Origin of the sequence: Candidatus Fokinia cryptica (genome assembly GCF_034359305.1) — a bacterium.
GTDB classification, from domain to species: domain Bacteria; phylum Pseudomonadota; class Alphaproteobacteria; order Rickettsiales; family Midichloriaceae; genus Fokinia; species Fokinia crypta.
Genome location: NZ_CP110343.1, coordinates 750,020 through 775,002 on the forward strand (window position 1 = coordinate 750,020; position 24,983 = coordinate 775,002).

The following is a 24,983-nucleotide window of genomic DNA, read 5'->3' on the forward strand; positions in this document are numbered from 1 at the left end:
ACGTCTAAAGCAATTGGACAAAAAACTAAAGATACGTTTAAAGCAATCGGACAAAAAACTAAAGATACGTTTAAAGCAATTTCAGACACAATACCGAAAAAGCGTAAAAACATTGAGAGCAAGCCTGAAGCAATTTTGCAAGAAATGGAATCACAAGATCTGTCAAAGCCGGAGAAACAAGAACAAGCACAACAGCTGAAACAAGAACTAAATCAGCCGGAAAAAGAACAAGATCAGCCAAAAGAAGAACTACAGGAAGAAGCACCAAATCAACCAAAAGAAGTAGATAAAGACAAAAAACAGCCGGAAAAAGAACAAGATCAGCCAAAAAAAGAACTACAGGAAGAAGCCCAAAATCAGCCAAAAGAAGAACAAGAAAAACAACTGAAAGAAGAACAAGAAAAGCAGAAAAAAGAACAAGAAAAACAACTGAAAGAAGAACAAGAAAAACAGAAAAAAGAACAAGAAAAGCAGAAAAAAGAGCAAGAAAAGCAGAAAAAAGAGCAAGAAAAACAGGAAAAAGCAAAGAAAAAAGAACAAGAAAAACAACTGAAAGAAGAAGAAAAACAACTGAAAGAACAAGTAAAACAGCGAAAAAAAGAACTAAAACAGCAGGAAAAAGCAAAACCAAAAGAAGAACCAAAACAACAAGAAGAACCAAAACAACAGGGAGAACAACGTACATCGGATGATTACGCAATGAAGGTAATTGAAATGATAGGGCCTTCACGTAATTCTCCATCCTTTAAGGAATTCTGTACTAGAGAAAATATGGATTATATAACTAAAGTTTTAAATGCTCAGTATGGAAACTTTGATTCTCTGTCAGAAACACAAAAAAATGAAGCTATGCAAAATATAGGTATTACGATTGCTACTCAAGCAGCTATAAATAAGACGGGCTTAAAAGGTAATGCCGCAAATCTAACACAGGACGACCAAATAGCTATACTAGAATACGCGAAAGGTAAAGGAACTCGCACTCAAATATTGTCATCTCCAAAAGAATTAAAAGGTGCGATAGAATATGATCCTTACGAAGTTTCAGATGAGAAATCTAGGAAAAGACCCGGGTGGTTCAAGAGATTTTTCAAATCAGATGTTAAAACAGAAATCAACGCAAGCACACTTGGTAAAAGATTAGCTGCATATGCAGCTGGATATATTGTACTAGGTCCTGTAGGATTAATAGCAGCAATTCTTCTAGTAAAATTTAAAGAGAAGCGACGAGAAGGAAAAAATATAAAAGCACTTCTTGATGTAAAAAGTCGTGGCAATGCACTGCCAAATCCAAAAGGAAATGCACTGTTAGATCAAAAAACGCAAGAAGAAGTAAAGAAAGAGCTAACCAACTCATTAAGTGATGAGCAGATGCTCAAGATTGGTTTACTTGCACAAAGTAAAAAAACGATCAAATTGGCTGAAGAAATGATAGAACTGGATAAGAAGTATCCAGGTGCTAAGGCCGCATTAGAAGAAAAATATAAAACACTACAAGAAATTAATGATACTATTACTGCTATAGCTAAAGAAAGGCTAAAAAATGGAGTATATAACAATGAAATGTCACAAACGAAAGAAGAAATAGAGCTTAATCAGAAGATCGATAGTATGGAAAAAGAGCTTAGTATTATAAAAAGTGTAGAAGAACAAAAAGAAAAAAATGCACAAGAACAACAGAAAGCAGTACAAGAACAGGAGCTAGGACAAGAACAGAATGCGGAACAGGCTCAACAGGATGCAGGACAAAATAAACAGGAGCTAGGACAAGAACAGAATGCAGTACAAGAACAGGAGGCGAAACAAGAACAGGGTGCAGGACAAGAACAACATGAAGCGGCACAAGCTCAACAGAATGTAGAACAAAAACAGGATGTAGAACAAAATAAACAGAGTACGGAACAAGAACAGGGTGCAGTACAAGAACAACATGAAGCGGCACAAGCTCAACAGAATGTAGAACAAAAACAGGATGTAGAACAAAATAAACAGAGTACGGAACAAGAACAGGGTGCAGTACAAGAACAGGGTGCAGGACAAGAACAACATGAAGCGGCACAAGCTCAGGAAGCGGCACAAGCTCAACAGAATGTAGAACAAAAACAGGATGTAGAACAAAAACAGGATGCAGGACAAGAACGGGGTACAGAACAAAACAAACAGGATATAGTACAAGAACAGGAAGCGAAACAAGAACAGGGTGCAGTACAAAATAAACAGGAGCTAGGACAAGAACAGAATGTAGGACAAGAACAACATGAAGCGAAACAAACTCAACAATTACAACAAGATGATATGAATGAATTTGCAGATAACACACAAAGTATCGAAGTAAATCAGAAAAAACTGCAATCAGAAATGCTATTACGAGGAAATAAAGGTCAAGAAGAAGTAGTAGCAGCACAAATAACACAAGACATAGGGCCTACTGCAAAAGTACTGAAAAACCTAGAAGAAGTTCAAAACATCAACAATCTTCCAACTCAGACACCAACAACTCAACAACAACACGACGGAGGACAGCACACACGTTAGGATAAAAAGTCAAAAATTTCGTAAACGATAATATAAGAAAGTACTGTCAACAAAAAACTGCGAACATCAATAGATTTTTCTTTACTCAAAACATGGAAGACCTAAAGCATAAGAAAAGTCTATTCTTCATAGCTTAGACATATTACAACCGTAGTAATTTTTGCAGTACAACTTTATCATTTTCTTCAACATCATTTATTAGATCATTCTCCATCATAGTTCTGATAGCTTTTTCTTGACATAAAAATAGAGTGATGAGCTCAGATATCTTATGTGGAGAAATACAACGTAATGCCCCGATTAGATCACTTTTTTGCTTATTTGGTAAGAATATGCGAATCTCAAGCATTGCATTTATTACTTCGGTATCTGAAGAAGCCTTTAAGCATATCTGATGCAAAATAGATAACTTAATACAATATGACTGCAACCAACGCAAAGCTGAAATATCGAGATTGATATCATAATTAACATAAGAATCATGACTATAAAAAAGAAGATGATGTACAATATCTAATAATTTAATGTCATTCTCAAACGGAAAAAATGCTTTAATTTCTTCTTCTGAAATATGAATTTTCCGTACACTGCTATATTTTTTATCCGATAAATCTAATACATCACACTCATGCTGAGAATTGATACACATTTTCTCAATCGCATTGACCATTTCCATTCTACTTGAGCAAAGGGCAATATGAACGCTAAGTAATGAATCTGGACAAGTAGTAGCAATAACAATTTGCAATTTATTTTTAGATAATAAATACAACCAAAAACTCTGCTTTTCCTGCTCCGAAAGAGAATAGGAGTGAAAAAAAGCAATATGCCCTATAGTTGATGAGGATTCAAAAAAACGTCTTGTCTTTAAGTTTTTCTTAAGACCACTTCCTACAACAGCAATAAATGTATTTTTCGATAAAGCTAAGATATGTTGATTTAATCGCTGAGATAACTTAGTAGATATATCATTCGATACTGCATTCACTATTATCAATTTAACTTCTCTTTTCCCACTAAATAGATTGGAAGCTCTAGTAATTTCATCTAATAACTCTGGATTTGTATTCAATTGCTTAAAGCTCATTTCATGAATTGAGAGATTTCCAGCATTCATAGCAGCAAGAGTCCTTAATTTATTTTTAAGTGCAGATAAAGCAAAACATACCCCACCATATTCTTCTCCAAAAATAAACCATAAATTCTTCGGAGTTATTGCATTAATCTCTCGCTCTAGATTATGGTGAAGATACTTCATATCATTTTTTAAATATATTCTTCATAATTTTCATTTGATCTCCTAATCTCATATTTCTCATTTGTTTCAGCACCTCTGCTATCGCCTCATATTCCCTTAATAAAGAGTTAACATCCTGCACCTTAGTACCAGAACCATTTGCGATCCGCATTTTTCTTTTCCCATCTAAAATACTAGGTTTTTCTTTCTCTTTTTCAGTCATAGACGATATAATTGCAATCTGATTTTTAATTTTCCGCTCTAACTCTTGCTGTTGTTTTTGGTCTATCTTAGGAATACCAGGAAGAAGCCCAATCATAAAACTCATCCCCCCCATTTTACCAACTTTTTTCATATATTTCACATAATCTATAAGTGTGAATTTCCCGCTCTTCATTTTCTCCACAATTTGCTCCTCGCTGATATCATCAACAACATCGGCAGCTTTTTCTATTAGCGACGCAATATCACCTAATCCCATAATTCTAGAAGCAATACGAAGTGGATGAAATATTTCTATCGCATCTAACTTCTCCCCTGAAGTAATAAATTTAATTGGTACTCCTACTGCACGCTTCATACTAAGCATACTACCTCCTTTTGCATCACCATCAAATCTTGTAAGTATAATACCTGTAATTGGCACTGCTGCTGCAAATGCTTTTCCAATAACTGGTGCCTGTTGGCCTAACATTGCATCACACACAAAAATCGTTTCCGAAGGCTTTACTGTATTATGAATCTCCACAATTTCACTCATTAACGTCGCATCAACGTCCGTTCTTCCAGCTGTATCCATGATTATAATATCGAATCCTCTCGCACGAGCTAATTCCACACACGTATTTGCTTTACTAACGACACTAGAAAAATCTTTGCAATCCAAAAATTCTACAGCACTTCCATTAGCCAAGATTTTGAGCTGTTCTTTTGCCGCCTCTCTAGTCTCATCTAGTGAAGTAATCGCTACTTTTTTCCCTAACTTCTGCGTTAGTAAAATAGCAAGTTTCGCAACGGTAGTAGTTTTCCCTACGCCCTGTAAACCAAGAAACAATATTACATTGAGCCCATCCTTTATATTAAGGATTCTTTTCAGAGTATTATGATTATTTTCAGAGTTAGCTTCCTCATAAAGATCATTTGATAAAAAATCTACTATCTGACTCTGCATAGCATCGCATATCGCTTTTCCATAATTAACTACACCTTTCTTATTTATCATTTCAATTTTTAGGCGTAACTCATCAACGAAAATACTAGTTAACTCTAAGCTTAGATCGGCATCTAGAAGAGCGACCCTTATTTGCTTTAGTAAAGAATCAATTTCATCGCTATTAAGATGAGATTTAGAGCTAAATTTCTTTACTAGAGTAGAAATTTTTTCTTTTAAAAAAGTAAGCATAATAGTGAAATTTTGGCATGTTTAGTGTGTTCACATTACTACATATTTTACCTATAAATCAATACAACTTCATTTGAAATCTTACACATAGGTGGATACTTAATGTCACAATTAAAATGACAATTTCTTTATATAGATTTATAATTACCTAATTAAAAAAATAATATATTTCATACAATATTTATACTAACTTTCCACAAAGCAATAAATTGTACTAATTTGAGTATTGTAACGATTTTAACTATGTAATATAATACTCATGTTCGTTATTCAGTTTTAAAATGGCCTATGTCAAAGAAAGTGACTGCTTCCAAGAACAACATCGCGATGCGTGGTAAGAAAGCTGCTCTTAGAAAGATCGGAGACAAAACCGTAAGTCCAGTGTTATACCATGGTATAAAGCTAGGGCATGGTACTTATATGGCCGCACAATTTGAAGATGGTCAGTTGGCACTTGATACGTCAGGTAGACCAATCCCTTATAACTCAGCTACACAACAGTAGTTGTAAGCGGGTAATAGATAGTTTTATTCTATAAACATACTCCTAGTATGTGTTTAATATGCCATTTTATTTCCGGCTTGCGTTATAGTTTGAAATATGCAAGTTCAGTTTTTTTTTCTTTATCAGCTTTGAGTTTTGCACATTTTATCGATGAACTTCCTATCACCCTAAATAAGAGTGTCCTATGAATATACTCCTAGGACATACGGGTTTCTTGATACTAAATTTGCAACTTATTCTCTGAAATAGTTCACACATCCTAAAAAAAAGAGTTGCCTAGGCTCGAAAAAAAAGAAATGCAAACCTAATTATAAAGATGGTACGGTTTTCCGACGTGGCAGATAAAAAGCAAAGATTAAGTGCTTTTTTTCAAAGATAACGTTCAATTAGTTCCACAATTTTCTACCAGCACTCTCTTGTGATTTCTAATGTGGTTTCTTTTAGTCTCTCAGGTATGTTGCCGTATCCTCTCTCTAATTTATCTGCATCGTCCAGTACGGTATCACCTTTAGCAAGAACTGCAGCAATAAGATACGCAAGTCCAGCCCTAATATCAGGAATAATGATAGGCTCTTTCAATGCATATAATTCTGTTTTGCCTCTTATTATTGCACTATGTGGATGGTAATACCCTTTATAACGACAGTTTAAACTTCCTAAACATGAATGAAATACTGAAATATCAGCTCCTAGCTGATTTAGCATATCAGTATATCCCAACCTATTCTCATACACCGTTTCGTGTACCACAGACGTACCATTTGCTTGAGTTAACATCACAGTAAAGGGTTGTTGCCAGTCAGTTGAGAATCCGGGATATACATCTGTTTCAAGTACAAGTGGCGATATTACACTCCCAAGTTCACTATAAAATCTTATAGAATTCTCTGAAAGGATTTCAAATTTACCACCAGCAATATTTAAATATGATAGGAAAATTCCCAGAAGTTCAGGATTAATTCCACGTAATGTAATATCACTACCTCCTACAGTACATGCAAGCAATGCCCACGACGCCGCTTCTATCCTATCTCCTACAACATGAAAATTTACCCCCCTTAGCTGCTTCACGCCATGCACGATTAATTCTCGATTTGGATTAATAAAGATTACAGCTCCCATACACCTTAGCATAGAAATCAAATGCATAATTTCAGGCTCCATAGCTATATTCTTAATTACACTCATTCCATCTGCCAATACAGCTAAAAATAAGCACGTCTCGGTAGCTCCTACTGAAGGATACGGAAGAGTAAAATGAGTACCAGATAACCTATGATTTTTACGAGCACGAAAACAGTTATTACTTACTTCCACTTCTCCATTAAACATCCTAATAGCTTCAACATGAAAATCTACTTTCCTTTTACCAATTTCATCTCCGGTAATAGTAGGAACCTCTACCTCATCAAATAACTGCAATAATACACTTAACAGTAATATAGGAATCCTATTAGTAGCAGAATCAGGTAGAGCTATCATAGCTTTAGATATAGAGCTAGGATTAATAACCACTCTCCCAGAATGGTAATTATCTCTCTCAAATCTTACATCAGCTCCTGTCATTTCTATCATCTTTCTTGTAATCTCTACATCTCCAATACAAGGCATGTTCCATAATGTACTCTCAGTACTGCCAAGCATTGACGCTAGCATAACTTTTGTAGCAAGATTTTTAGCTCCCAAGCATTCTATATTGCCAATAATAGGTGTACCACCACATATCTTATATCTTATTTTCGTTGTCATCGTTGTTTTTTTTCATATTTACGACTTTTAGCAGGATAAGAGGTAAAAACATATAATCCAATACCTACATCTTCATGTGAAGTAGCTTTTAACACAATATTGGCACGCTTTAAATTTATTTTTTTACCGTCATTCTGTATACCGAATCCTATTTCTTTATTTACATCAGTTGTAACAAGTAACAATGCTTTTTTTCTTCTGTTGTCAGATTTACTCATTTTATTTAGACTATCTAACCACATACATATTTTTCCTTTATTATCTCTAAGTGCTTTTCTAATAGTATCGTTAGCAATTTCCTTGTTAAAGTATGTTGATGCGAAATTCATATTCCTATAATACATCTTGCTCTTTAACCATACATCACTTTTACCAATATGCTCCGAATATGTGTGAGAAAAAAACACATTATCATTCTCAATTATATCAAATTTTATAGTATACTTTACTAACTTTTCTTCACACACAGCCACCTCTTTCCTCTCTTCCGCCAATCCTACATTAGTTATAAATACTATTAATGTCAGCAATGCATACATCAGTTTTTTCATATCACTTTTTGATAATATTTTTTTCTCCTCTTCTACACTATATTATCCCGTCTTTCCACTACTACCGAAGATAACTAATGCAATTAACTTATATGATATTTATATTTTTTTAATCTCTAATCTTTTTCTAGCAACGGAAAATACCAAAAATATATCAATTTTCATGAATTACTTACTTATTGATAAATACTAAAGACAACAACAAATAGTATAGCATCTACTTTCTTAAAAGTATGAATTTCTAAAATAATAATAAAAACATGTACGTAGCATATAAGCCGAGTTCTGTAGTGCAAAAGCACTGAGAGTCATTTCTCTAGCCTTGCCGTTCCCAGCAAGTTCCAGCGATCTACCCTAGAACAATTACTCTCAGAAGAAGAGAGACGAAAAAAATATCTCGTATGTTCTGCTACTTGATCTTGCTTCAAATGGGGTTTGCAATGCAAATCTCGTCACCGAGATCACGGTAAGCTCTTACCTTACCTTTTCACCCTTACCATAAAGGCGGTATATTTTCTGTTGCACTTTCCCTTAGGTAATAACTACCTAGCTAGGAATTACCTAGCATTTTTCTTCAGTGAAGCTCGGACTTTCCTCTATATTCCAAAGAATACAGCGACTCTCCAACCACGTACTACAGCATTCTACATGAACTACTTTTTGATGCAATCATTACACATCGTATCCTTAATACATCTACGTACAAGCACATCAAATGTACGAAAATAATCATGATATAAAGTAGTGATATCGGAAACAGCAATCTCCTTGCGTAGAATTAGTATTACATAGATGGTCTTATCAACTAATTTCTGGAACTTTGCATGCTTTCTCGCAATTTCCCTAACTAATCTCTTGGCATAATTACGAGTTATTGCGCCTCCAACACGTCTACTCGTAACTGTACCAAAATAATACTTATTATTAGTAGTAGAACTTCTAATATCTACAAACATTATAAAGTTTGATGTGACAAACCTCTTAGCACTCTGTAGCACGGATTTTACGGAATATTCCGAATCTCTAACAGATGCAAAACGAAACGACTCCAGTGATGGCGTACTCGTATGTATTTTGGCTATTCTAAATTTCATTAAAGCACACTATACTGCATATACGTCATCACAAAGAGTACTTCCATCTGGAAGTCCTGAATCTTCGGCAAACTTTACAGCGGTATGTACAATTGATTTGACTTTTTCGTCAATTATCATGAGATCTTTTTCTCGCTCCTTCGACATAACAACAATTTTATTTCTAAGTGTAACTATTGGATCAATACTTTTATATTCCTCTACTTCTTCCTTTGTTCTATACTTCGCCGGATCTGACATCGAATGCCCTCTATATCTATAGGTCTTACATTCTACTATTACTGGTCCACTACCAGATATTACGTAATCTCGAGCTTCAGACATTCTATGATACACCTCTTCTACATCCATACCATTAACAACGAAACCTGGAATATTGAAAGACATACCTCGAGCATACATTGTACTTGGAGTGCTAGAAGCTCTGTTCACCGATGTCCCCATTCCATATTCATTATTTTCTATTATGTAGACTACTGGTATATTCCATAATTTCGCCATATTAAATGCTTCGTATACCTGCCCCTGATTTACCGCTCCATCTCCCATTACTACGAAACATACCGCATTTTTTTTCTGATATTTCATAGACATTGCTATTCCTGTCCCAACCGATACCTGAGCACCCACTATACCATGTCCACCATAAAATCCTCTCTTTATATCAAACATATGCATTGATCCACCCTTTCCAGCAGAACATCCAGTAGCTTTACCCAAAAGCTCAGCCATAATAGCATTTGGTTCGCTTCCAACAGCAAGCATCATACCGTGATCTCTATAGCTCGTTATGATAGCATCTCCCTGTACCATAGATTCAGAGAGCCCAACCGCTACTGCTTCCTGCCCTATATATAAATGACAGAAACCACCTATTGCACCGATACCATACATCTGTCCAGCTTTTTCCTCAAACCTTCTTAGCAAGAGAGCTTTTTCATAAAAAAGCAACAATCTTTCTACATCGCATGATTTTGATGTTACGTCATCACCACCAGTATAGGAGAATGCTGCAACAAGTTGAGCCACTCCTTCATTGACATTTCTTGGAAAAGAAAGCTTTGACATCACATCTAAGCTCTCCGAGCATCGCTTATGCATGCACGTTCAATTAAGATTAAATCTTACCTTTTTATAATATTCTTCTCTGTACACAAAGATATGAGTTTGGCTACTCTTTTGGATACCTGAGCTCCCTGCGAAATCAAAAATTTCGCTTTCTCAATATCTATTTTGAATTTTTCCGACGCATCACAATCTAGTACTGGGTTATAATAACCAAGATTGTGTTTGAATTTACCATCTCTCGGCGCTCTTATGTCAGCCGCAACGATACGAAATGGCTTCCCCCTAGTACGTGCTAATCTAATCTTTAAAGACATATTATTATTACGTGAATTATTATTTTGTCACGTACCTCTGACTGGACTCGAACCAGCATATCCGCAAGAGATAGCAGATTTTGAGTCTGCCGCGTCTACCATTCCGCCACAGAGGCATATACCGGATATTATATCAAAACTATAAAGACTGCAATAAACACATTCACTAAGCTAACATAATCAGATACAATTGCATGGTATCGCCTAATAAACGTGCATAATAATGAAACAAAATCTTTTAAGTTACTCTAAAAAAGAAATTGCCACTCATTTCACGGTAAACGACATTGAAAAAGAATTCAGAGCAACTCAAGTATTTTCATGGCTATATGATAGAGGAATTACCTCTTTCGATATGATGCACAATATACCGATTGCTTTGAGAGAATATCTTGTTAAAAATTTTGAAATTGTAATACCAAAGTGCCACAAGGAATCCATTTCATCTGATGGTACAATAAAGTGGCTATTAAGTACCGAAGAAAATGATTTAAGATTTCATATTGAGACGGTATATATACCTGAAAGAGAACGTGGTACATTGTGTGTATCTTCACAAGTTGGCTGTCCTATAAAATGCACATTTTGCCATACTGGCACTCAAAAATTTGCTAAAAATCTAACAACAGGAGAAATAATTGGCCAACTACTATTCGCTTACCAAAGACTAGAAACGCTAAGGATAAAGCAAACATTTACAAGTAACATATCCAATATCGTTTTTATGGGAATGGGAGAACCATTATTGAATTATAACAATGTTGTAAAAGCGATAACCATTATTATATCGGCTAAAATCTTTAATATAACTTCTAAAAGGATTACTGTATCAACGTCAGGTATAGTACCTAAAATTAAGGCCTTAGGAAATGACGTAAAAGTAAAGTTAGCAATCTCTTTGCATGCAGTAAAAGATGAAATAAGAAACCATCTAGTTCCTTTAAATAAAAAATATCCTATATCAATACTACTAGAAGCGTGTAGAGAGTATTATCAAACCACGAGAGAAAAGATAACTTTCGAGTATATAATGCTAGAAGGAGTTAATGATTCAGATGATGATGCTTATGCTATGATTAAAGTTGTACAAAACGTCAGCTGTAAAATTAACCTCATCCCTTTCAACAAATGGGATGGAAGTAACTATAATTCTTCAACTAGCGAACGAATTCAGCGATTTCAGCAAATTCTCAAAAATGCAGGATATATCACAACTATCAGAAAAAATAGAGGACAAGACATCATGGCAGCGTGCGGACAATTAAAGTCAAATTGCAATACAAGTTGCTAAAATCGCCATTTCATTATAAAATCAAGATATAAACATATTTGAGAAGTGAGATGCGCAACACTGGTCATCTAGGAAAGGGGCTATCGGCTTTAATCTCAGAGGCAAGCACTTCATTTACACAAGCAGAATCTATTAGAGGTGTGTCGCTCTTGCCTCTTAATGTAATTACATTTAACCCGTCACAACCACGAAAAACTCTAGATCCAGATGAACTAAATGAGTTAGCTTCTTCCATAAGACAATTTGGTGTATTACAACCAATTATTGTAAGAAAGATAGATGATAAATTATATCAAATTATAGCAGGCGAGAGACGATATCATGCCTCTAAGATAGCAGGACTTTCAGAAATTCCTGTAATGGTGAAACACTCTGATGAACTAGAGTCCATGGAAATTGCTTTAGTGGAAAATATACAGAGAGCTGATTTAAATACTATAGAAGAAGCAGAAGCATATAGGAAATTTTCTACCGATTTTGGGTATACTCATGAAATGCTCGCAGAGAAGTTTGGTAAAAGTAGAAGTCATATTGCTAACACGATAAGATTGCTTAAGTTACCAGAAAAAGTGAGGAAAATGATAATTAGTGGACAGATCAGTGCCGGACATGCTAGGGCAATGGTATGCATTGATAATCCCGAAGAAATAGCAAGTAAAATTGTGGAGAAAAATCTTACCGTAAGAGACGTAGAAAAGTTGGTAAAATCCGAAATAGAAGATGAAAATAGCAAAAAAAATACCAACATTTCAGACGATTCGTTATTAGAAATGGAAAAACTATTGAGCAACGCTCTTAATACGAAAGTAAAAATATCAGCAGGAAATAAGAGCTATAAATTAATAATTACATGCAAGGAATTAAATGAACTAGATAGTCTTGCATTTAAAATTACGCTCGGAAATTCTAAGTAAATTAAACCAATTTAATACCTCCAAATTGTTCATTTAATATTCTTTTATCTAAACTTTCTCTATTACTAAATAATAAAATCGATGGACGTATGTTACTCATACTTACCGATACCGTAACTACATCTCTACATTCCCAGAAATCAGCAGTTGCACTTACAGGTCTTTTTTCTGACTCTAGTATATTGAATTCTATTTTATAAGTATCCTCTATAACAGCTCCATTCCATCCACGTGGACGAAATACACATACCGGAGTAATTGCAATACACCTTGAAGCCAATGGAAGTATAGGGCCATGAGCAGCAAAATTGTATGCAGTACTTCCAGCCGGAGTAGCAATTAATACACCATCTCCAACAATATTTCCCATACTCATAAAATTCAGATATATCTCCATTTTAGCACTTTGCCTAGTTTGCCTAATTAAAGACACTTCATTTACTGCGTGATATACACTAATAGAACCATCAACATGCTTCACTTTCATAGCTAAAGACGGTAACTCTATCAGTTTAGCCGTCAATATATCATCCATCAACACATCGGCAATATACTTATTAAGTAAAAAACCAACGGTACCTGCATTAATCCCATAAATTTTAGTACGATACTCAAGCAATGCATGAATTACTCTTAGCATAAATCCATCTCCCCCTATAACCACAACGACATCACACTTGATGTTGCTGAATTTTAGTCCACTATAATGCTCACGGAAACTCACATCCAAATTAGGAATGGAAAGCATATAATATTCAGATATTTTTTCTCGCTCCTTTATAATAGTCCAAATAGCTAGAGCCTTTGAAGAATCTGGATCTATAGCGAAACATATAATCATCCCTCTATACTATAATTTCACTACTAGTTCCAACGAATACTCTATCATTTATTTGAGAGGTGAATATATCCTTTGTAAGAGCAATTTTCAACACTTCCTCCATAGACTTAACGCCTATAATCTTCATGTCACTATGTATATAACTTTGGATATCTTCTAGATCTTTGAAGTTATCATGAGGAATAAGCACAGTTTTAATTCCTATTCTCCTTGCTGCCAGTAATTTTTCTTTTAATCCTCCAATAGGTAATACTCTACCAGTCAAAGTCACCTCACCTGTCATTGCAACATCATTACGCACGGGTATTCTTAGCATTACAGATGCTATTGCTGTACATATTGCAATTCCTGCTGATGGTCCATCTTTTGGTGTAGCACCATCAGGTACGTGAAGATGTATATCTTTTTCAGAATGCACATTAGGCTCTACTGAAACAATTTGAGCCATACTTCTCATATACCCAATCGCCGTCAAAGCGGACTCCTTCATAACATCACCTAACTTCCCAGTAATTTGTACATTACCCTTTCCTGGCATTAACACTGCTTCTAATTCCAGCACCTCTCCACCATATTCTGTATATGCTAGTCCTACCACTACACCAAGCCTAGAACCATCATTTATAGTATTATCTTGATACTTCTTTGCGCCTAAAAGCACACTTAAATTTTCTTCAGAAACTACTATACTTTTCTGTACTGAATTAGCTAATGTTCTCACAGCTTTTCTACATATTTTAGTCAATTCCCGCTCTAAATGTCGTACTCCAGACTCTCTAGTATAACCATTAATTACTTCTCTAACAGCCTCCTCTGATATTTTAACTTCATCTTCGGTAATTTTATGTATTTCTCTTTGCTTAGGTAACAAATGTCGGATGAAGATATGATATTTCTCTTCTTCTGAGTATCCAGAAATTTTTATAACCTCAAAACGATCTAAAAGTGGTGCTGGTATATCAAATGAATTTGCAGTAGCCACAAAGAACACATTAGAAATATCATATGATAGCTCCAAATAGTTATCAGAAAACCTTTTATTCTCAACCGGATCTAGTACATCTAAAAGAGCTGAAGCAGGATCACTTCTGTAATCCCTTCCCATTTTATCTATTTCATCTAATAATATTACTGGATTAGAAACGCGTACCTTTCTCATAGCATGTATAATTCTTCCAGGTATAGCTCCAACATAGGTACGTCTATGTCCTTTTATTTCCGCATCATCACGAACACCACCGAGCGAAATTTTTGCTAATGGACGCCCTAACGCTTGAGCTATAGAAGATGCTACTGATGTTTTTCCGACACCTGGAGGGCCAACAAAAAGCAATATCGAACCATAGCTATTGTTAGTTCTTTTATACACTGCAAGATATTCCAATATCCTCTCGATAACTTTCTCCATTCCATAATGATTATTACGCAATATATTTTCAGCTTTTTCTAAATCTACTTCAGTTTCCAAATTTTCATTCCACGGTAAATCAAGTATGCATTCTATATAAAATTTGATAATAGCTGCCTCAGATGACATAGAATTCAAGTGCCGTAGTTTCTTGAGTTCAGAAAGAGCCTTTTCTTTAGCTTCTGCAGACAATTTTTTCTGCTCAATTTTTTTTTCCAATTCCTCGTATTCTTTACTTGGATCTTCTTCTCCTAGTTCTTGATGAATAGCTTTTAACTGCTGAGTAAGATAGTAATTTTTATGACTCTCTCTAATTTGATTTTGAACTCTTTCTTTGATCGCATGCTCAGTTTTCATCACTTCTACCTCCTCCTCTATATGAAAAAGTAATTTCTCCAGTTTTTTTTCGATATCAGTCAATTCTAGCAGAACTTGTTTTTTAGAAACAGTAAGAGTGAGGTGTACAGCTATCGCATCAGCTAATAGTGCTTCATTACCGATCTTCGATATATTATCAACAACATCGGTTGGAATTTTTTTATAATCCTTTGCATATTCTGTAAAAGCACTAATCAAAGTATCCCGCAGTAAAGCAGCTCTCTTAATATGAGTAGATGGTAATTTTTTATACTTTAACTTCACTACACGAGCAGCAATATAGTCGTCTTTCTTAACGAATTTTACTATTTTCACTCTTTCTATACCTTCTGCAAATAACCTTGCACCTCCATCATTTCCATTAAATACCTGCAAAGTTTTTGAAAGAGATCCAACTTTATATAAGTCATTTATCTCAGGCTCTTCATCTTTTGCATCCTTTTGAGTAATCAAAATGAGCGGCAACTTCTCAGAAGTTGAAACTTCCAACGCTTTAAGAGATGATTTACGACCTATTAGGAGCGGAACTATCATTCGAGGAAACATTACAATATCTCGAAGTGGTAAAACGGGATATAACGTAGCATTTTCTGCAACATTACGACGATTTTTCTTCGTAGAGTTTTCAACTTTGTCACGAAGTTCGCGATCGCTCTGCAAGCTTTTAAGTGTTGTCATATAAAATATATCCCAAAGTTTATTACTGAATCGATATGTATGTCAAAAACATTACTTTTACAAATTCCTAAAAATAATATGCATGAGTAAAGCAAATTTGCATCACTAAGTACATTCATTTTACCTTTAAATTACATTATCGCTCTCCCATAAATACTATAATCTCTTTTTCATCAGAAAATCCCATAACTCTCCTTAGCGTTTCTTCCATATAATCTCCTGATAGATCATTCTTTAAGAGCTTCAATTCATGCTCTAATTCATACTTTCTCTTTTTGAGCTCTTTTAGCTCATGTGAGACCATCACATAATTAGAATCTAAAGCAAAGTAAGCGCTGATACTATTCTCTCCTTGGAAAAGATGATACATAGGATAAAGCAAAAAGAGCCCATATATAAGAAAAACTTTATACTGTTTCATTATTCTCTAGCTACACTTTTGAACGAATTTTCACTTATCAATTGAAAGGTAAATGTGAATTATGCTACCATGTATGATTATGAATCAACCTGTATTCGATTACAATGCAGAATAAGATCGCGGTTGCAAAAAGTGCCCCTATTAAAACAAGTGCATTCAAGGCTGGTTTAGTCCTTTCTCTTGTAAGAGGATTAGATGTCCATGTCGCGTTATTACAACTACAATTTTCCAGAAAAAAAATTGCATATGATGTACATAAGCTCGTACGTTCGGCAATTGCAAATGCTGAACATAACTGCAATATGGATATAGATAGACTCTATATAAGTAAAATACTTGTAAATCATGCATTTTACTTAAAAAGATTTATGCCACGCGCTAAGGGAAGAGCCAATAGAATTATGAAGCCATTTTCTAGAATATGCTTGGAGCTTTCTGAGAGGCAAGCATAGCATCTCCCGTTGAAAAGCGGCTTCGTTTCAAGTATGTAGTTTGTTAATTGTATTTTATGAACAGGGGTGATGCAGATATTGGACAGTCAGTTAGTAACTTCACTTGGCTTTTCAAAACTCAAGATGAGGATGTTTTGCGTAGTATTAAAAAGCGCAATAATGTATCTGAAATTGTAGCTAAAATACTCGTCAATAGAGGATATTCCGAACAAGAAAAGATAGAAAATCTCTTGCAAATAAAGCTATCCAAGGTACTACCTAACCCTTTTTTCTTTAGAAGGATGAGAGAGGTTACTAATCTGCTTTTCGATACTATAGAGAAAAATGAGAAGATATATATTTTTACTGACTACGACACTGATGGGACAAGTGCAGCAGCAACCCTCATTACGTTTTTCCATTTTATAAAATACTATAATTTTGCGGTCTATATACCAAACAGAGCAACTGAAGGATATGGCCCCAACAATACCGCCATTATCAAGATGAAAGACGATGGAGCAAAAATTATCGTTTATATGGATTGTGGAACTAACTCCGTATCTCAAATGTCATTTGCAAATTCTCTTGGAATGAAATGCGTGATATTAGATCACCATAATGCTGAAGTAATGAATGATACAAATGATGAAACTATCTTAATCAATCCTAACACTCATGGAGAAAACTTTCCGTACAAACAAATCTGTGCCACGACAGTAGTACTCATTGTTGTTATAGCTCTTAGAGCAGTAATGAGAGAGAAGAAATATTTTCAGAAAATTAATATTTTAGAGCCAGATGTTACACCACTTACGGCTTTTGCAGCATTGGGTACAGTATGTGATGTTATACCGCTTAACCCATTAAACAGAGCCCTCATAGTAGTTGGAATAAAAGCGATGCGTAATCGTAAAATACTAGGATTATCTGTGATATTGGATTACCTTAAACTTGGTGACAGGCTAAGTGTATTTCATATAGGGTATATGATAGGGCCAAGACTAAATGCTGGTGGAAGGATGGATACAGCTAATATAGCACTTTCTCTATTAACAGCTAAAACTGTAGAAAGTGCTAAAAAAGCTGCTCTTACATTAGAAGCACTAAATCAAGAAAGAAAAGTAGTTGAAAGTAGTATAATGTACGAAATCTTAGCAGAAGTAGCGCAAAGCGATGACAGTAGCAAAAGAGTAGTTATCATCGTAAAAAATAACCTACCAGCTGGTATCATGGGAATATTAGCAAACAGAATAAAGGAATATTCCAAGAAAACAGCTATCATAATTTCGGTAGATACTTCTCAGGAAAAAATTAAAGGATCAATTCGCTCAATAGACGGCATCAACATTGTACCAATGCTAATTCATGCAAAACAAAATGGACTGCTACACGATGCTGGCGGTCATCCAATGGCTGGTGGATTTAATGCCTCACTTCATAACTTAAAAAATATCATAAATGAGTTCGAAAATTTCATGAATGAGACAAAAGATTATGATATATACTCACATAAAATGAAGACTTTAGAGATAGATGCAACATTATCAATCTCGGCATTAGATGAAGAATTAGTGAAGGAAATTAGAATACTTGAACCTTTTGGTGCAGGGTATCCGTATCCAAGATTTTTACTACAAAATGCGAAAATCGTAAGAGCAATAGCGATTCAAGATATTCACGTTAGTGTCACTATATCAACTCCATTTCCACGTAAGCAAAAAAATATTACATGTTTTCTCTTTAGAGGAGCAGAAAGCAAAATAGGAAAATTTTTGATGAACAACGTAGGTAATATAGTAGATATAGTCGGCGTATTTAAAATAGAAGGACATTTGGGAGCTAAATTTAGCATTACGATAGAAGATGTATCATCTTTCGTAAGACAAGGACGTACAAAACTAAAACGTCATCAAGAAAATATAAAATATAAAAACTCAAGAAAAATAAATACTCTTAGAGTGAATTAGTAATATCTAAAAAATTACATTTGTTTTTGGAAGAATAAGACATATATCTACGTATATAAGTGTCTAACTATAAATAATTGTTTTATGAGTAAAGTAATAGGTATTGATCTGGGCACAACAAACTCTTGTGTTGCAATCATGGAAGGAAAGAATCCGAAAGTGATAGAAAATGCCGAAGGTACGAGAACTACTCCATCTTTCGTCGCATATGTAGAAGGAAACACAACTGTCGTTGGTGCTCCGGCTAAAAGGCAAGCAATTACCAATCCATCTAAAACTATATTCGAAGTAAAGAGGCTGATAGGATCGAAATTCGATGAAAAATTTATACAAGATTCTATGGAACATCTACCATATAAGGTAGTAGCAGGACCGCATCAAGATTCTTGGGTTGAAGTAGACGGGAAAAAGCTTTCTCCTAGTCAGGTTAGTGCTGAAATTCTAAAAAAAATGAAAACAACCGCTGAAGCTTTCTTAGGTTATAAAGTGACAGAAGCCGTTATTACGGTACCAGCATATTTTAATGACTCTCAAAGACAAGCTACAAAAGATGCAGGTAAAATAGCTGGACTAGAAGTACTAAGAATAATAAATGAACCAACTGCAGCCGCTCTTGCTTATGGCCTTGATAAAGCTAATAAAAGTCAAACAGTCGCAGTATACGATCTTGGTGGAGGTACGTTCGATGTATCGATATTGGAAGTAAGTGATGGAGTATTTGAAGTAAAATCTACAAGTGGTGATACTACTCTTGGAGGAGGTGATTTTGACAACAGAATCATTCAGTTCCTATGCGATGAATTCAAAGCACAAAATGGCATGGATTTAACAAATGATAAATTCGCATTACAGAGACTTAAAGAAGCAGCTGAAAAAGCAAAAATAGAGCTCTCTAGCACAATGGAAACAGATGTTAACCTTCCATATATTACAGCAGATGCGTCAGGTCCTAAGCACTTAACAGTAAAAATTACTAGAGCAAAGCTCGAGAGCATTACAAAAGACCTGATAGACAAAACGGTAACTCCATGTCAAAATGCCCTCAAGGATGCAGGAATGACAATCAGTCAGATAGATGAAGTAATATTGGTAGGAGGAATGACAAGAATGCCTGCAATCGTTGAAAAAGTTAAAGAAATATTTGGTAGAGAACCTCATAAAGGAGTAAACCCTGATGAAGTGGTAGCTATAGGAGCTGCAATACAGGGTGGTATTATTAAAGGAGACATAAAAGACATTCTTTTATTAGACGTAATACCTCTAACTTTAGGAATAGAAACTATGGGAGGGGTTGCAACGCCACTAATACCTAAAAATACTACAATTCCTTCAAAAAAATCCCAGATATTTTCTACAGCAGCTGATAACCAAACAGCGGTTACAATACGCATAGTACAAGGAGAACGTAAGTTTGCGAAAGACAATAGAGAGCTTGGCATATTTACACTAGAAGGCATCCCCCCTTCCATAAGAGGAATACCGCAAATTGAAGTGGAATTTAACGTAGACGCTAATGGTATATTACACGTATCAGCACGCGATAAATCTACAGGCAAAGAACAGAGAATTACAATACAATCTTCTAGTGGATTATCAGATGATGATATACAAAGAATGATAAAAGAAGCAGAACAAGCAGCTGAAGAAGATGCTAAAAAGCATGCTTTAGTGGAATTAAGAAATAATGCTGATTCGGCTATACACTCAGCTGAGAAAGCTATATCAGAGCATGGAAGTAAAATTCCACAAGAAATTAAAGATTCAGTAAATAATGCAATTTCTAATCTCAAATCTGTAATGGATTCAGATAGTCAGGATGTACTAAAAGATAAGATACAGGAATTAAATAATGCCATAACAGCTATAGGACAACATATGCATCAAAGTGGTAGCACTAACCATAATGAAGACACTTCTAAATCTGAGAGTAGCAGTGAGAAAACTGAAGATGAATATGTTGATGCTGATTATGAAGAAGTAAAAACGGAAGATAAGAAGTAATTAATATTGAATGAACGTGTTCAGAATAGTCTGGTTCACGTTCATTATGTGATGAAAATTACTAACTGGAAACGAATGAAGCTTGAGAATAGTGGCTAAAGCTATATCAGGTATACGTTTAAATAAATCAGAAAAATATAATTGTGTAATTGATCAAGTAAAAGAAGAGTGATTACATCTTATCAATGACTCTTTTTTATTGAGTTACACGTTAGAAATAGCACCACATCCTTACTACGCTACCATCTTAGCTATACGCAATACTGATCGCATCAGCATATCCGCAGTACGGTTCTTTATTCACTTTCTAAACAAGTAATAACTTAAGATCTGATTAGTATTTTTTCATTTTTTCTGCTATCAAAGTGGTTTAATGATCAGTATCACCTTATGATGCTTAATAAATTACAGCCATTTCGTAATAAATATTACGTAGTAGTAGCAATAAATACTTTTTGTATTAGTTTTGTGGATGCTCTCTGGCGTATTCACTTCAAACCATGATAAACAAGCTAAACAGTCACAACATAACTACTTTAAAATTGAGAAATTTACCTTTGTGAGGCACATACCATTCACACTGACTGAACAATTACAAAGCGAAGAGTTTATAAAATCCGAAACATTGTATAACATCATAGAAAATAACGTTAATATGACATCACTAGAGCAAGTTGCTGGAGTTCAATATAAAGAAGTGGAATGCCATTACAGAAGAGGACATTTATGTAAAGGAAAGAAACGCCGCTCTTATTATAGAAGAGGACATTATTACAATAGAAAAAGATAATATTGCTAACACATCAGAAAGAATGCCAAAGAGGATAAATTAATAAAACTTTTCATACGACACCGTGCTCATATGTGCCGATTAATCTATCTTGCTATATTTAGTTAATTTTAAGAATTCCATTAATTTCATTCTACCTTTTCAAACTTTCGTTCAATCTAGCATTTTGCTAATATGCTCTTAGCCTCAAATAAGTAATTCTTCTTGATTACTAATTTCATTCACCTTTACCGTAGACACCCTGCTTCATGTTTTAGACAATAATAACATCCGAAAATTCTACTCTAGCAAAAAGCAACTTATTTATGTTAATAATAATTCAACCTATACTTCAACTAATTCTTTAAACTCAATTCAGATATTGCTTCTCATTTATACAAACATCAAAAAAGCAAACTCTATCTCCTATAAGTATTTTAGAATTCATTAAAAACTGCTATTATCTTGATAATAGACAATCTTCATGAAATCTATGAACATATTTCATAATGCTTTCACAAGACTTTTCTCTACTTTTGTCTCGCAGGATAAGTATGGCAATAAATATTACACATCTAAAAAATACTTAAAATACTTTCTTTCACCACATACTAGAAGATGGGTAATATACTCTAATTTCTGGGGTGACTACTTTTGCAATGAACCAACTTCTATAGATAATAACAATTTCAATTGGCTATCTCACAGATCTTCATCACTTGAACATAAAGATGAATCTCTTCACTATAAATACGATAAGGTTTTTCTTAATGATTCCGGTCGCTTACAAACAACTGATGATAATATAGAAACGTATATTGCTCACTATAATTCTAAAGAATTACCTAATATACCTAATCTTACTGGAACGGTAGCTCGTATGATGCACGCTAGCCATGGTTGCAAGAATCGCCTTGTTGATGTAGAATACTTTCCTTGGAATTACTAAATACTTATCCATCTTACTATGAAAGAACGTATGATCAGTGCACTATTACAAAGATTCCCTGACGCTATACTTTCAATACAGGAAATTGCGTGCGATGACATGCATTATCATATATCCATTCAAACTTCTGAATTTGCTGGAAAAACTCTTCTTGAGCAACATAGGATGATATATAGTATAATAGGAGAGTATGTAGGAAATGAGGTACATGCAGTAAAAATAAAAACCGCTCTACCCACATATTAAATTTTCTATAATTATGAAAGAATACGATATAGTAATTATTGGCAGCGGTCCCGGCGGATATGTTGCAGCAATAAGAGCTGCACAACTTAAGATGCGGGTATTGGTTGTAGAAAAAGAAGAATTAGGAGGAATATGTTTGAACTGGGGGTGCATACCAACAAAAGCATTATTAAAGTCATCAGAGACCCTCTATCATCTCAAAAAAGCTCACTTTTCTGGAATAATAGCAAAAGACATTTCTTTCGATTTGCAGAAAATCGTTCAACAATCCAGGAATGCAGCTACGCAATTAAACAGAGGAGTTAGCTCATTACTTAAAAAAAATAACATAGAAGTAATTTTTGGACATGCTACTATCAAAACTAAACATGAACTGCATGTGTTAGGAAATGATAAAAAAGAACATAATATTAAGACAAAAAACATCATAATCGCAACAGGAGCGTCACCACGTCAACTTCCAAATATCCCTATAGATGGCAGAATAGTATGGTCATACAGAGAAGCAATGATTCCTAAAATACTACCACAATCATTACTCGTAATAGGTAGCGGAGCTATAGGCATGGAATTTGCGAATTTTTATAGTGTTTTAGGTGCGAAAGTTACAATCGTAGAGAAAATGCCTCGAATAATGCAAACAGAAGATCACGATATAGCAAAACTTATGCATCAAGCAATGGAAGAACTTGGCGTATGTATTAAGACTTCTGCAACCATCGACAAATTCGAAATAAGAAATGAAAAAGCGTATACCGTTATTACATCTAATGGAGAATCAGAAGAAATTCTCTTTGATAATATTATTTCCGCTGCTGGTGTCGTACCAAATATTAAAGATATAGGATTAGAAAATTTGGGACTTCTTTTATCTGAAAATGATAAAATTATCGTAAATAATCAGATGCGTACCAGTATAGATAACGTATATGCAATAGGTGATGTAAATAATAACCCTTATATGCTAGCTCACAAAGCTAGTCATGAAGGAATTATTTCTATAGAAGCAATTTGTAATAAAAATCCCCATGGTTTAGACTATAATGCCATCCCCTCATGCATATACACTACACCACAAATTGCAAGTATCGGATATACAGAAGAAGCAGCAAGACAATTGAAGTACAAAATCGCCATAAGTAAGTTTCCTTTTACTGGAAATGGGAAGGCAGTAGCTACTCGCACTACAAACGGTCTAGTGAAAATTATCACTAACATCGATACAGGAGAAGTACTAGGAGCCCACATGATAGGTGATAATGTAAGCGAAATAATATGTTGTTTCGGAATATTAAAAGCCTCAGAAGGCACAGTTGATGAAATACTATCGACAATATTTCCACATCCTACAATATCAGAAGTAATACATGAGGCCGCACTTGGTATATATGATCGTACAATTCATTTATAGTTTCTAGTTTTAGAATCAGCCTCACATCATTCTTAATTACGAATCTTTTTTATTAGTACTAATATTCGTTACGTCTTTTTTAAGCTTTAGGAAAATGAATACACACAATATAAATTTTAAATAATACAATATAAATATAGGGAGTGGTTACTCATGAGAGATTGAATGAAAAATATATTGAAAAAACAAAGGAGAATGAGTGTAATAGCATATAATTATTAGAAAGAAATATATTAGAATGGCTTACTGTAAAGCAAGAGACATCGTGGTAGAAAAAAACGATATAATGGACAAATTAAATATGTTCATTATGAAAAATACATTAAGTGGAATTGCGATAAGTATAGTAATATATGGAGGAATAAGTTTCTTTTATAGAAAGGAATTGGACGGCATAAGTGATGACATGGAAGCTAATGACATAAGTGATAATAAAGATAATAAAGAGGAGGATAGTGGGGCGTCGGGAGAGGCTAAGAAAGAGGAAGAGATGAAGAAAGAATGGTGGCAGAGTGCAGAGGAAGAGACGAAGAAGGAATTGGAGAGATTAACTGATGAGCAGAAGATACGAATGAAACAATTGAAAGCTACTGAAAAGGATTTTGAAAAGTCTTATATAGAAGCACAAGAATATATAAAAACACATCAAGTAGTGAAAAATTATCGTGCAGAGTTGAAATTTTTCGGTCAAAGGCTGGATGAAAAGACATATAAAATCCTTATCTTAGAAACTAAAATAGAACAAAAAAAGCTGATAGGAGATGGAATTGCTGTAGCGGAAATAGAAAAAGAAAAGCTAAAGACAGTATATGAGAGATTGG

General features: G+C 34.5%; 22 protein-coding genes, 1 tRNA gene and 1 other RNA gene. 12 read left to right on the forward strand and 12 right to left on the reverse strand.

The genetic code is table 11. The features are described from left to right. Positions 1–2,535, forward strand: a 2,535-nt coding sequence (locus tag Fokcrypt_RS03335; RefSeq protein WP_323722116.1) for a coiled-coil domain-containing protein, incomplete at its 5' end; no start/stop codon positions are given. Between the two features lie 142 nt (positions 2,536–2,677). On the opposite strand, the gene Fokcrypt_RS03340 is transcribed toward Fokcrypt_RS03335, so the two are convergent. Next, a complete protein-coding gene (locus tag Fokcrypt_RS03340) occupies positions 2,678–3,793 on the reverse strand; it encodes a hypothetical protein (protein ID WP_323722117.1) in 1,116 nt (371 codons plus the stop codon). Position 3,794: 1 nt separating this feature from the next. Then, positions 3,795–5,174 carry a signal recognition particle protein gene (locus Fokcrypt_RS03345; protein WP_323722118.1) on the reverse strand — a complete coding sequence of 460 codons (1,380 nt, stop codon included), beginning with the start codon at positions 5,172–5,174 and terminating at the stop codon, positions 3,795–3,797. A 288-nt stretch (positions 5,175–5,462) separates the two neighbouring features. Here Fokcrypt_RS03345 and Fokcrypt_RS03350 point away from each other — a divergent pair, with 288 nt between their 5' ends. Beyond that, positions 5,463–5,678: a hypothetical protein gene (locus Fokcrypt_RS03350; RefSeq protein ID WP_323722119.1), complete on the forward strand. Its 216-nt coding sequence runs from the start codon at positions 5,463–5,465 to the stop codon at positions 5,676–5,678. A gap of 402 nt (positions 5,679–6,080) precedes the next feature. Here Fokcrypt_RS03350 and Fokcrypt_RS03355 read toward each other — a convergent pair whose 3' ends face one another. The 7 genes from Fokcrypt_RS03355 to Fokcrypt_RS03385 form a co-directional block, all read right to left on the reverse strand. Next, the gene (locus Fokcrypt_RS03355) at positions 6,081–7,427 is read right to left on the reverse strand and encodes a UDP-N-acetylglucosamine 1-carboxyvinyltransferase (protein ID WP_323722120.1); all 1,347 of its coding nucleotides are present in this window, start codon (positions 7,425–7,427) and stop codon (positions 6,081–6,083) included. Next, complete coding sequence (locus Fokcrypt_RS03360) at positions 7,424–7,978, reverse strand: RNase A-like domain-containing protein (protein WP_323722121.1); 555 nt, start codon at positions 7,976–7,978, stop codon at positions 7,424–7,426. Before Fokcrypt_RS03360 ends, Fokcrypt_RS03355 begins: the two co-directional genes overlap by 4 nt. Before the next feature lie 258 nt (positions 7,979–8,236). Next, positions 8,237–8,613: RNase P RNA component class A (rnpB, locus tag Fokcrypt_RS03365), an RNA gene on the reverse strand. Between the two features lie 18 nt (positions 8,614–8,631). After that, entirely contained in the window at positions 8,632–9,072 is a 441-nt protein-coding gene (gene rnpA, locus Fokcrypt_RS03370) for a ribonuclease P protein component (protein WP_323722122.1), read from the reverse strand. A gap of 9 nt (positions 9,073–9,081) precedes the next feature. Continuing rightward, positions 9,082–10,173: a pyruvate dehydrogenase (acetyl-transferring) E1 component subunit alpha gene (gene pdhA / locus Fokcrypt_RS03375; protein WP_323722123.1), complete on the reverse strand. Its 1,092-nt coding sequence runs from the start codon at positions 10,171–10,173 to the stop codon at positions 9,082–9,084. 23 nt (positions 10,174–10,196) lie between these two features. After that, positions 10,197–10,454, reverse strand: coding sequence for a 30S ribosomal protein S16 (gene rpsP / locus Fokcrypt_RS03380; protein ID WP_323722124.1), 258 nt, complete (start codon positions 10,452–10,454; stop codon positions 10,197–10,199). A gap of 32 nt (positions 10,455–10,486) precedes the next feature. Next, positions 10,487–10,570, reverse strand: a tRNA-Leu gene (locus Fokcrypt_RS03385). Between the two features lie 107 nt (positions 10,571–10,677). Here Fokcrypt_RS03385 and rlmN point away from each other — a divergent pair. Together rlmN and Fokcrypt_RS03395 are read left to right on the forward strand one after the other, a co-directional pair. After that, positions 10,678–11,745, forward strand: a complete 1,068-nt coding sequence (gene rlmN, locus Fokcrypt_RS03390; RefSeq protein WP_323722125.1) for a 23S rRNA (adenine(2503)-C(2))-methyltransferase RlmN — start codon at positions 10,678–10,680, stop codon at positions 11,743–11,745. Positions 11,746–11,795: 50 nt separating this feature from the next. Beyond that, positions 11,796–12,659: a ParB/RepB/Spo0J family partition protein gene (locus Fokcrypt_RS03395; protein WP_323722126.1), complete on the forward strand. Its 864-nt coding sequence runs from the start codon at positions 11,796–11,798 to the stop codon at positions 12,657–12,659. A gap of 1 nt (position 12,660) precedes the next feature. Here Fokcrypt_RS03395 and Fokcrypt_RS03400 read toward each other — a convergent pair whose 3' ends face one another. The 3 genes from Fokcrypt_RS03400 to Fokcrypt_RS03410 all read right to left on the reverse strand — a co-directional run bounded on the left by Fokcrypt_RS03400 (position 12,661) and on the right by Fokcrypt_RS03410 (position 16,385). Further along, positions 12,661–13,500, reverse strand: coding sequence for an NAD kinase (locus Fokcrypt_RS03400; protein WP_323722127.1), 840 nt, complete (start codon positions 13,498–13,500; stop codon positions 12,661–12,663). Positions 13,501–13,504: 4 nt separating this feature from the next. Further along, entirely contained in the window at positions 13,505–15,964 is a 2,460-nt protein-coding gene (gene lon, locus Fokcrypt_RS03405) for an endopeptidase La (protein ID WP_323722128.1), read from the reverse strand. Positions 15,965–16,100: 136 nt separating this feature from the next. Beyond that, positions 16,101–16,385 carry an FtsB family cell division protein gene (locus tag Fokcrypt_RS03410; RefSeq protein ID WP_323722129.1) on the reverse strand — a complete coding sequence of 95 codons (285 nt, stop codon included), beginning with the start codon at positions 16,383–16,385 and terminating at the stop codon, positions 16,101–16,103. Between the two features lie 104 nt (positions 16,386–16,489). Here Fokcrypt_RS03410 and rplV point away from each other — a divergent pair, with 104 nt between their 5' ends. The 8 genes from rplV to Fokcrypt_RS03450 form a co-directional block, all read left to right on the forward strand. After that, positions 16,490–16,837, forward strand: a complete 348-nt coding sequence (gene rplV / locus Fokcrypt_RS03415; RefSeq protein ID WP_323722130.1) for a 50S ribosomal protein L22 — start codon at positions 16,490–16,492, stop codon at positions 16,835–16,837. 56 nt (positions 16,838–16,893) lie between these two features. After that, positions 16,894–18,786 carry a single-stranded-DNA-specific exonuclease RecJ gene (recJ, locus tag Fokcrypt_RS03420; protein ID WP_323722131.1) on the forward strand — a complete coding sequence of 631 codons (1,893 nt, stop codon included), beginning with the start codon at positions 16,894–16,896 and terminating at the stop codon, positions 18,784–18,786. Positions 18,787–18,870: 84 nt separating this feature from the next. Beyond that, a complete protein-coding gene (gene dnaK, locus Fokcrypt_RS03425) occupies positions 18,871–20,787 on the forward strand; it encodes a molecular chaperone DnaK (protein WP_323722132.1) in 1,917 nt (638 codons plus the stop codon). A gap of 472 nt (positions 20,788–21,259) precedes the next feature. Next, the gene (locus Fokcrypt_RS03430) at positions 21,260–21,577 is read left to right on the forward strand and encodes a hypothetical protein (protein WP_323722133.1); all 318 of its coding nucleotides are present in this window, start codon (positions 21,260–21,262) and stop codon (positions 21,575–21,577) included. Between the two features lie 463 nt (positions 21,578–22,040). Further along, positions 22,041–22,505 carry an NADH-ubiquinone oxidoreductase subunit NDUFA12 family protein gene (locus tag Fokcrypt_RS03435; RefSeq protein WP_323722134.1) on the forward strand — a complete coding sequence of 155 codons (465 nt, stop codon included), beginning with the start codon at positions 22,041–22,043 and terminating at the stop codon, positions 22,503–22,505. Positions 22,506–22,523: 18 nt separating this feature from the next. Beyond that, positions 22,524–22,751, forward strand: coding sequence for a BolA/IbaG family iron-sulfur metabolism protein (locus Fokcrypt_RS03440; RefSeq protein ID WP_323722135.1), 228 nt, complete (start codon positions 22,524–22,526; stop codon positions 22,749–22,751). A gap of 13 nt (positions 22,752–22,764) precedes the next feature. Then, on the forward strand, positions 22,765–24,162 hold the full coding sequence (lpdA, locus tag Fokcrypt_RS03445) for a dihydrolipoyl dehydrogenase (protein ID WP_323722136.1): 1,398 nt from the start codon (positions 22,765–22,767) through the stop codon (positions 24,160–24,162). Between the two features lie 310 nt (positions 24,163–24,472). Further along, positions 24,473–24,983: hypothetical protein (locus tag Fokcrypt_RS03450; RefSeq protein WP_323722137.1), on the forward strand; the 511-nt coding region annotated here is incomplete at its 3' end.

Excerpts from the sequence above, each read along its gene's own strand:
- Fokcrypt_RS03340 (WP_323722117.1), bottom strand. The coding sequence starts at position 3,793 with ATGAAGTATCTTCACCATAATCTAGAGCGAGAGATTAATGCAATAACT.
- Fokcrypt_RS03345 (WP_323722118.1), bottom strand. The coding sequence starts at position 5,174 with ATGCTTACTTTTTTAAAAGAAAAAATTTCTACTCTAGTAAAGAAATTT.
- Fokcrypt_RS03350 (WP_323722119.1), top strand. The coding sequence starts at position 5,463 with ATGTCAAAGAAAGTGACTGCTTCCAAGAACAACATCGCGATGCGTGGT.
- Fokcrypt_RS03355 (WP_323722120.1), bottom strand. The coding sequence starts at position 7,427 with ATGACAACGAAAATAAGATATAAGATATGTGGTGGTACACCTATTATT.
- Fokcrypt_RS03360 (WP_323722121.1), bottom strand. The coding sequence starts at position 7,978 with ATGAAAAAACTGATGTATGCATTGCTGACATTAATAGTATTTATAACT.
- rnpA (WP_323722122.1), bottom strand. The coding sequence starts at position 9,072 with ATGAAATTTAGAATAGCCAAAATACATACGAGTACGCCATCACTGGAG.
- pdhA (WP_323722123.1), bottom strand. The coding sequence starts at position 10,173 with ATGCATAAGCGATGCTCGGAGAGCTTAGATGTGATGTCAAAGCTTTCT.
- rpsP (WP_323722124.1), bottom strand. The coding sequence starts at position 10,454 with ATGTCTTTAAAGATTAGATTAGCACGTACTAGGGGGAAGCCATTTCGT.
- rlmN (WP_323722125.1), top strand. The coding sequence starts at position 10,678 with ATGAAACAAAATCTTTTAAGTTACTCTAAAAAAGAAATTGCCACTCAT.
- Fokcrypt_RS03395 (WP_323722126.1), top strand. The coding sequence starts at position 11,796 with ATGCGCAACACTGGTCATCTAGGAAAGGGGCTATCGGCTTTAATCTCA.
- Fokcrypt_RS03400 (WP_323722127.1), bottom strand. The coding sequence starts at position 13,500 with ATGATTATATGTTTCGCTATAGATCCAGATTCTTCAAAGGCTCTAGCT.
- lon (WP_323722128.1), bottom strand. The coding sequence starts at position 15,964 with ATGACAACACTTAAAAGCTTGCAGAGCGATCGCGAACTTCGTGACAAA.
- Fokcrypt_RS03410 (WP_323722129.1), bottom strand. The coding sequence starts at position 16,385 with ATGAAACAGTATAAAGTTTTTCTTATATATGGGCTCTTTTTGCTTTAT.
- rplV (WP_323722130.1), top strand. The coding sequence starts at position 16,490 with ATGCAGAATAAGATCGCGGTTGCAAAAAGTGCCCCTATTAAAACAAGT.
- recJ (WP_323722131.1), top strand. The coding sequence starts at position 16,894 with ATGAACAGGGGTGATGCAGATATTGGACAGTCAGTTAGTAACTTCACT.
- dnaK (WP_323722132.1), top strand. The coding sequence starts at position 18,871 with ATGAGTAAAGTAATAGGTATTGATCTGGGCACAACAAACTCTTGTGTT.
- Fokcrypt_RS03430 (WP_323722133.1), top strand. The coding sequence starts at position 21,260 with ATGCTCTCTGGCGTATTCACTTCAAACCATGATAAACAAGCTAAACAG.
- Fokcrypt_RS03435 (WP_323722134.1), top strand. The coding sequence starts at position 22,041 with ATGAAATCTATGAACATATTTCATAATGCTTTCACAAGACTTTTCTCT.
- Fokcrypt_RS03440 (WP_323722135.1), top strand. The coding sequence starts at position 22,524 with ATGAAAGAACGTATGATCAGTGCACTATTACAAAGATTCCCTGACGCT.
- lpdA (WP_323722136.1), top strand. The coding sequence starts at position 22,765 with ATGAAAGAATACGATATAGTAATTATTGGCAGCGGTCCCGGCGGATAT.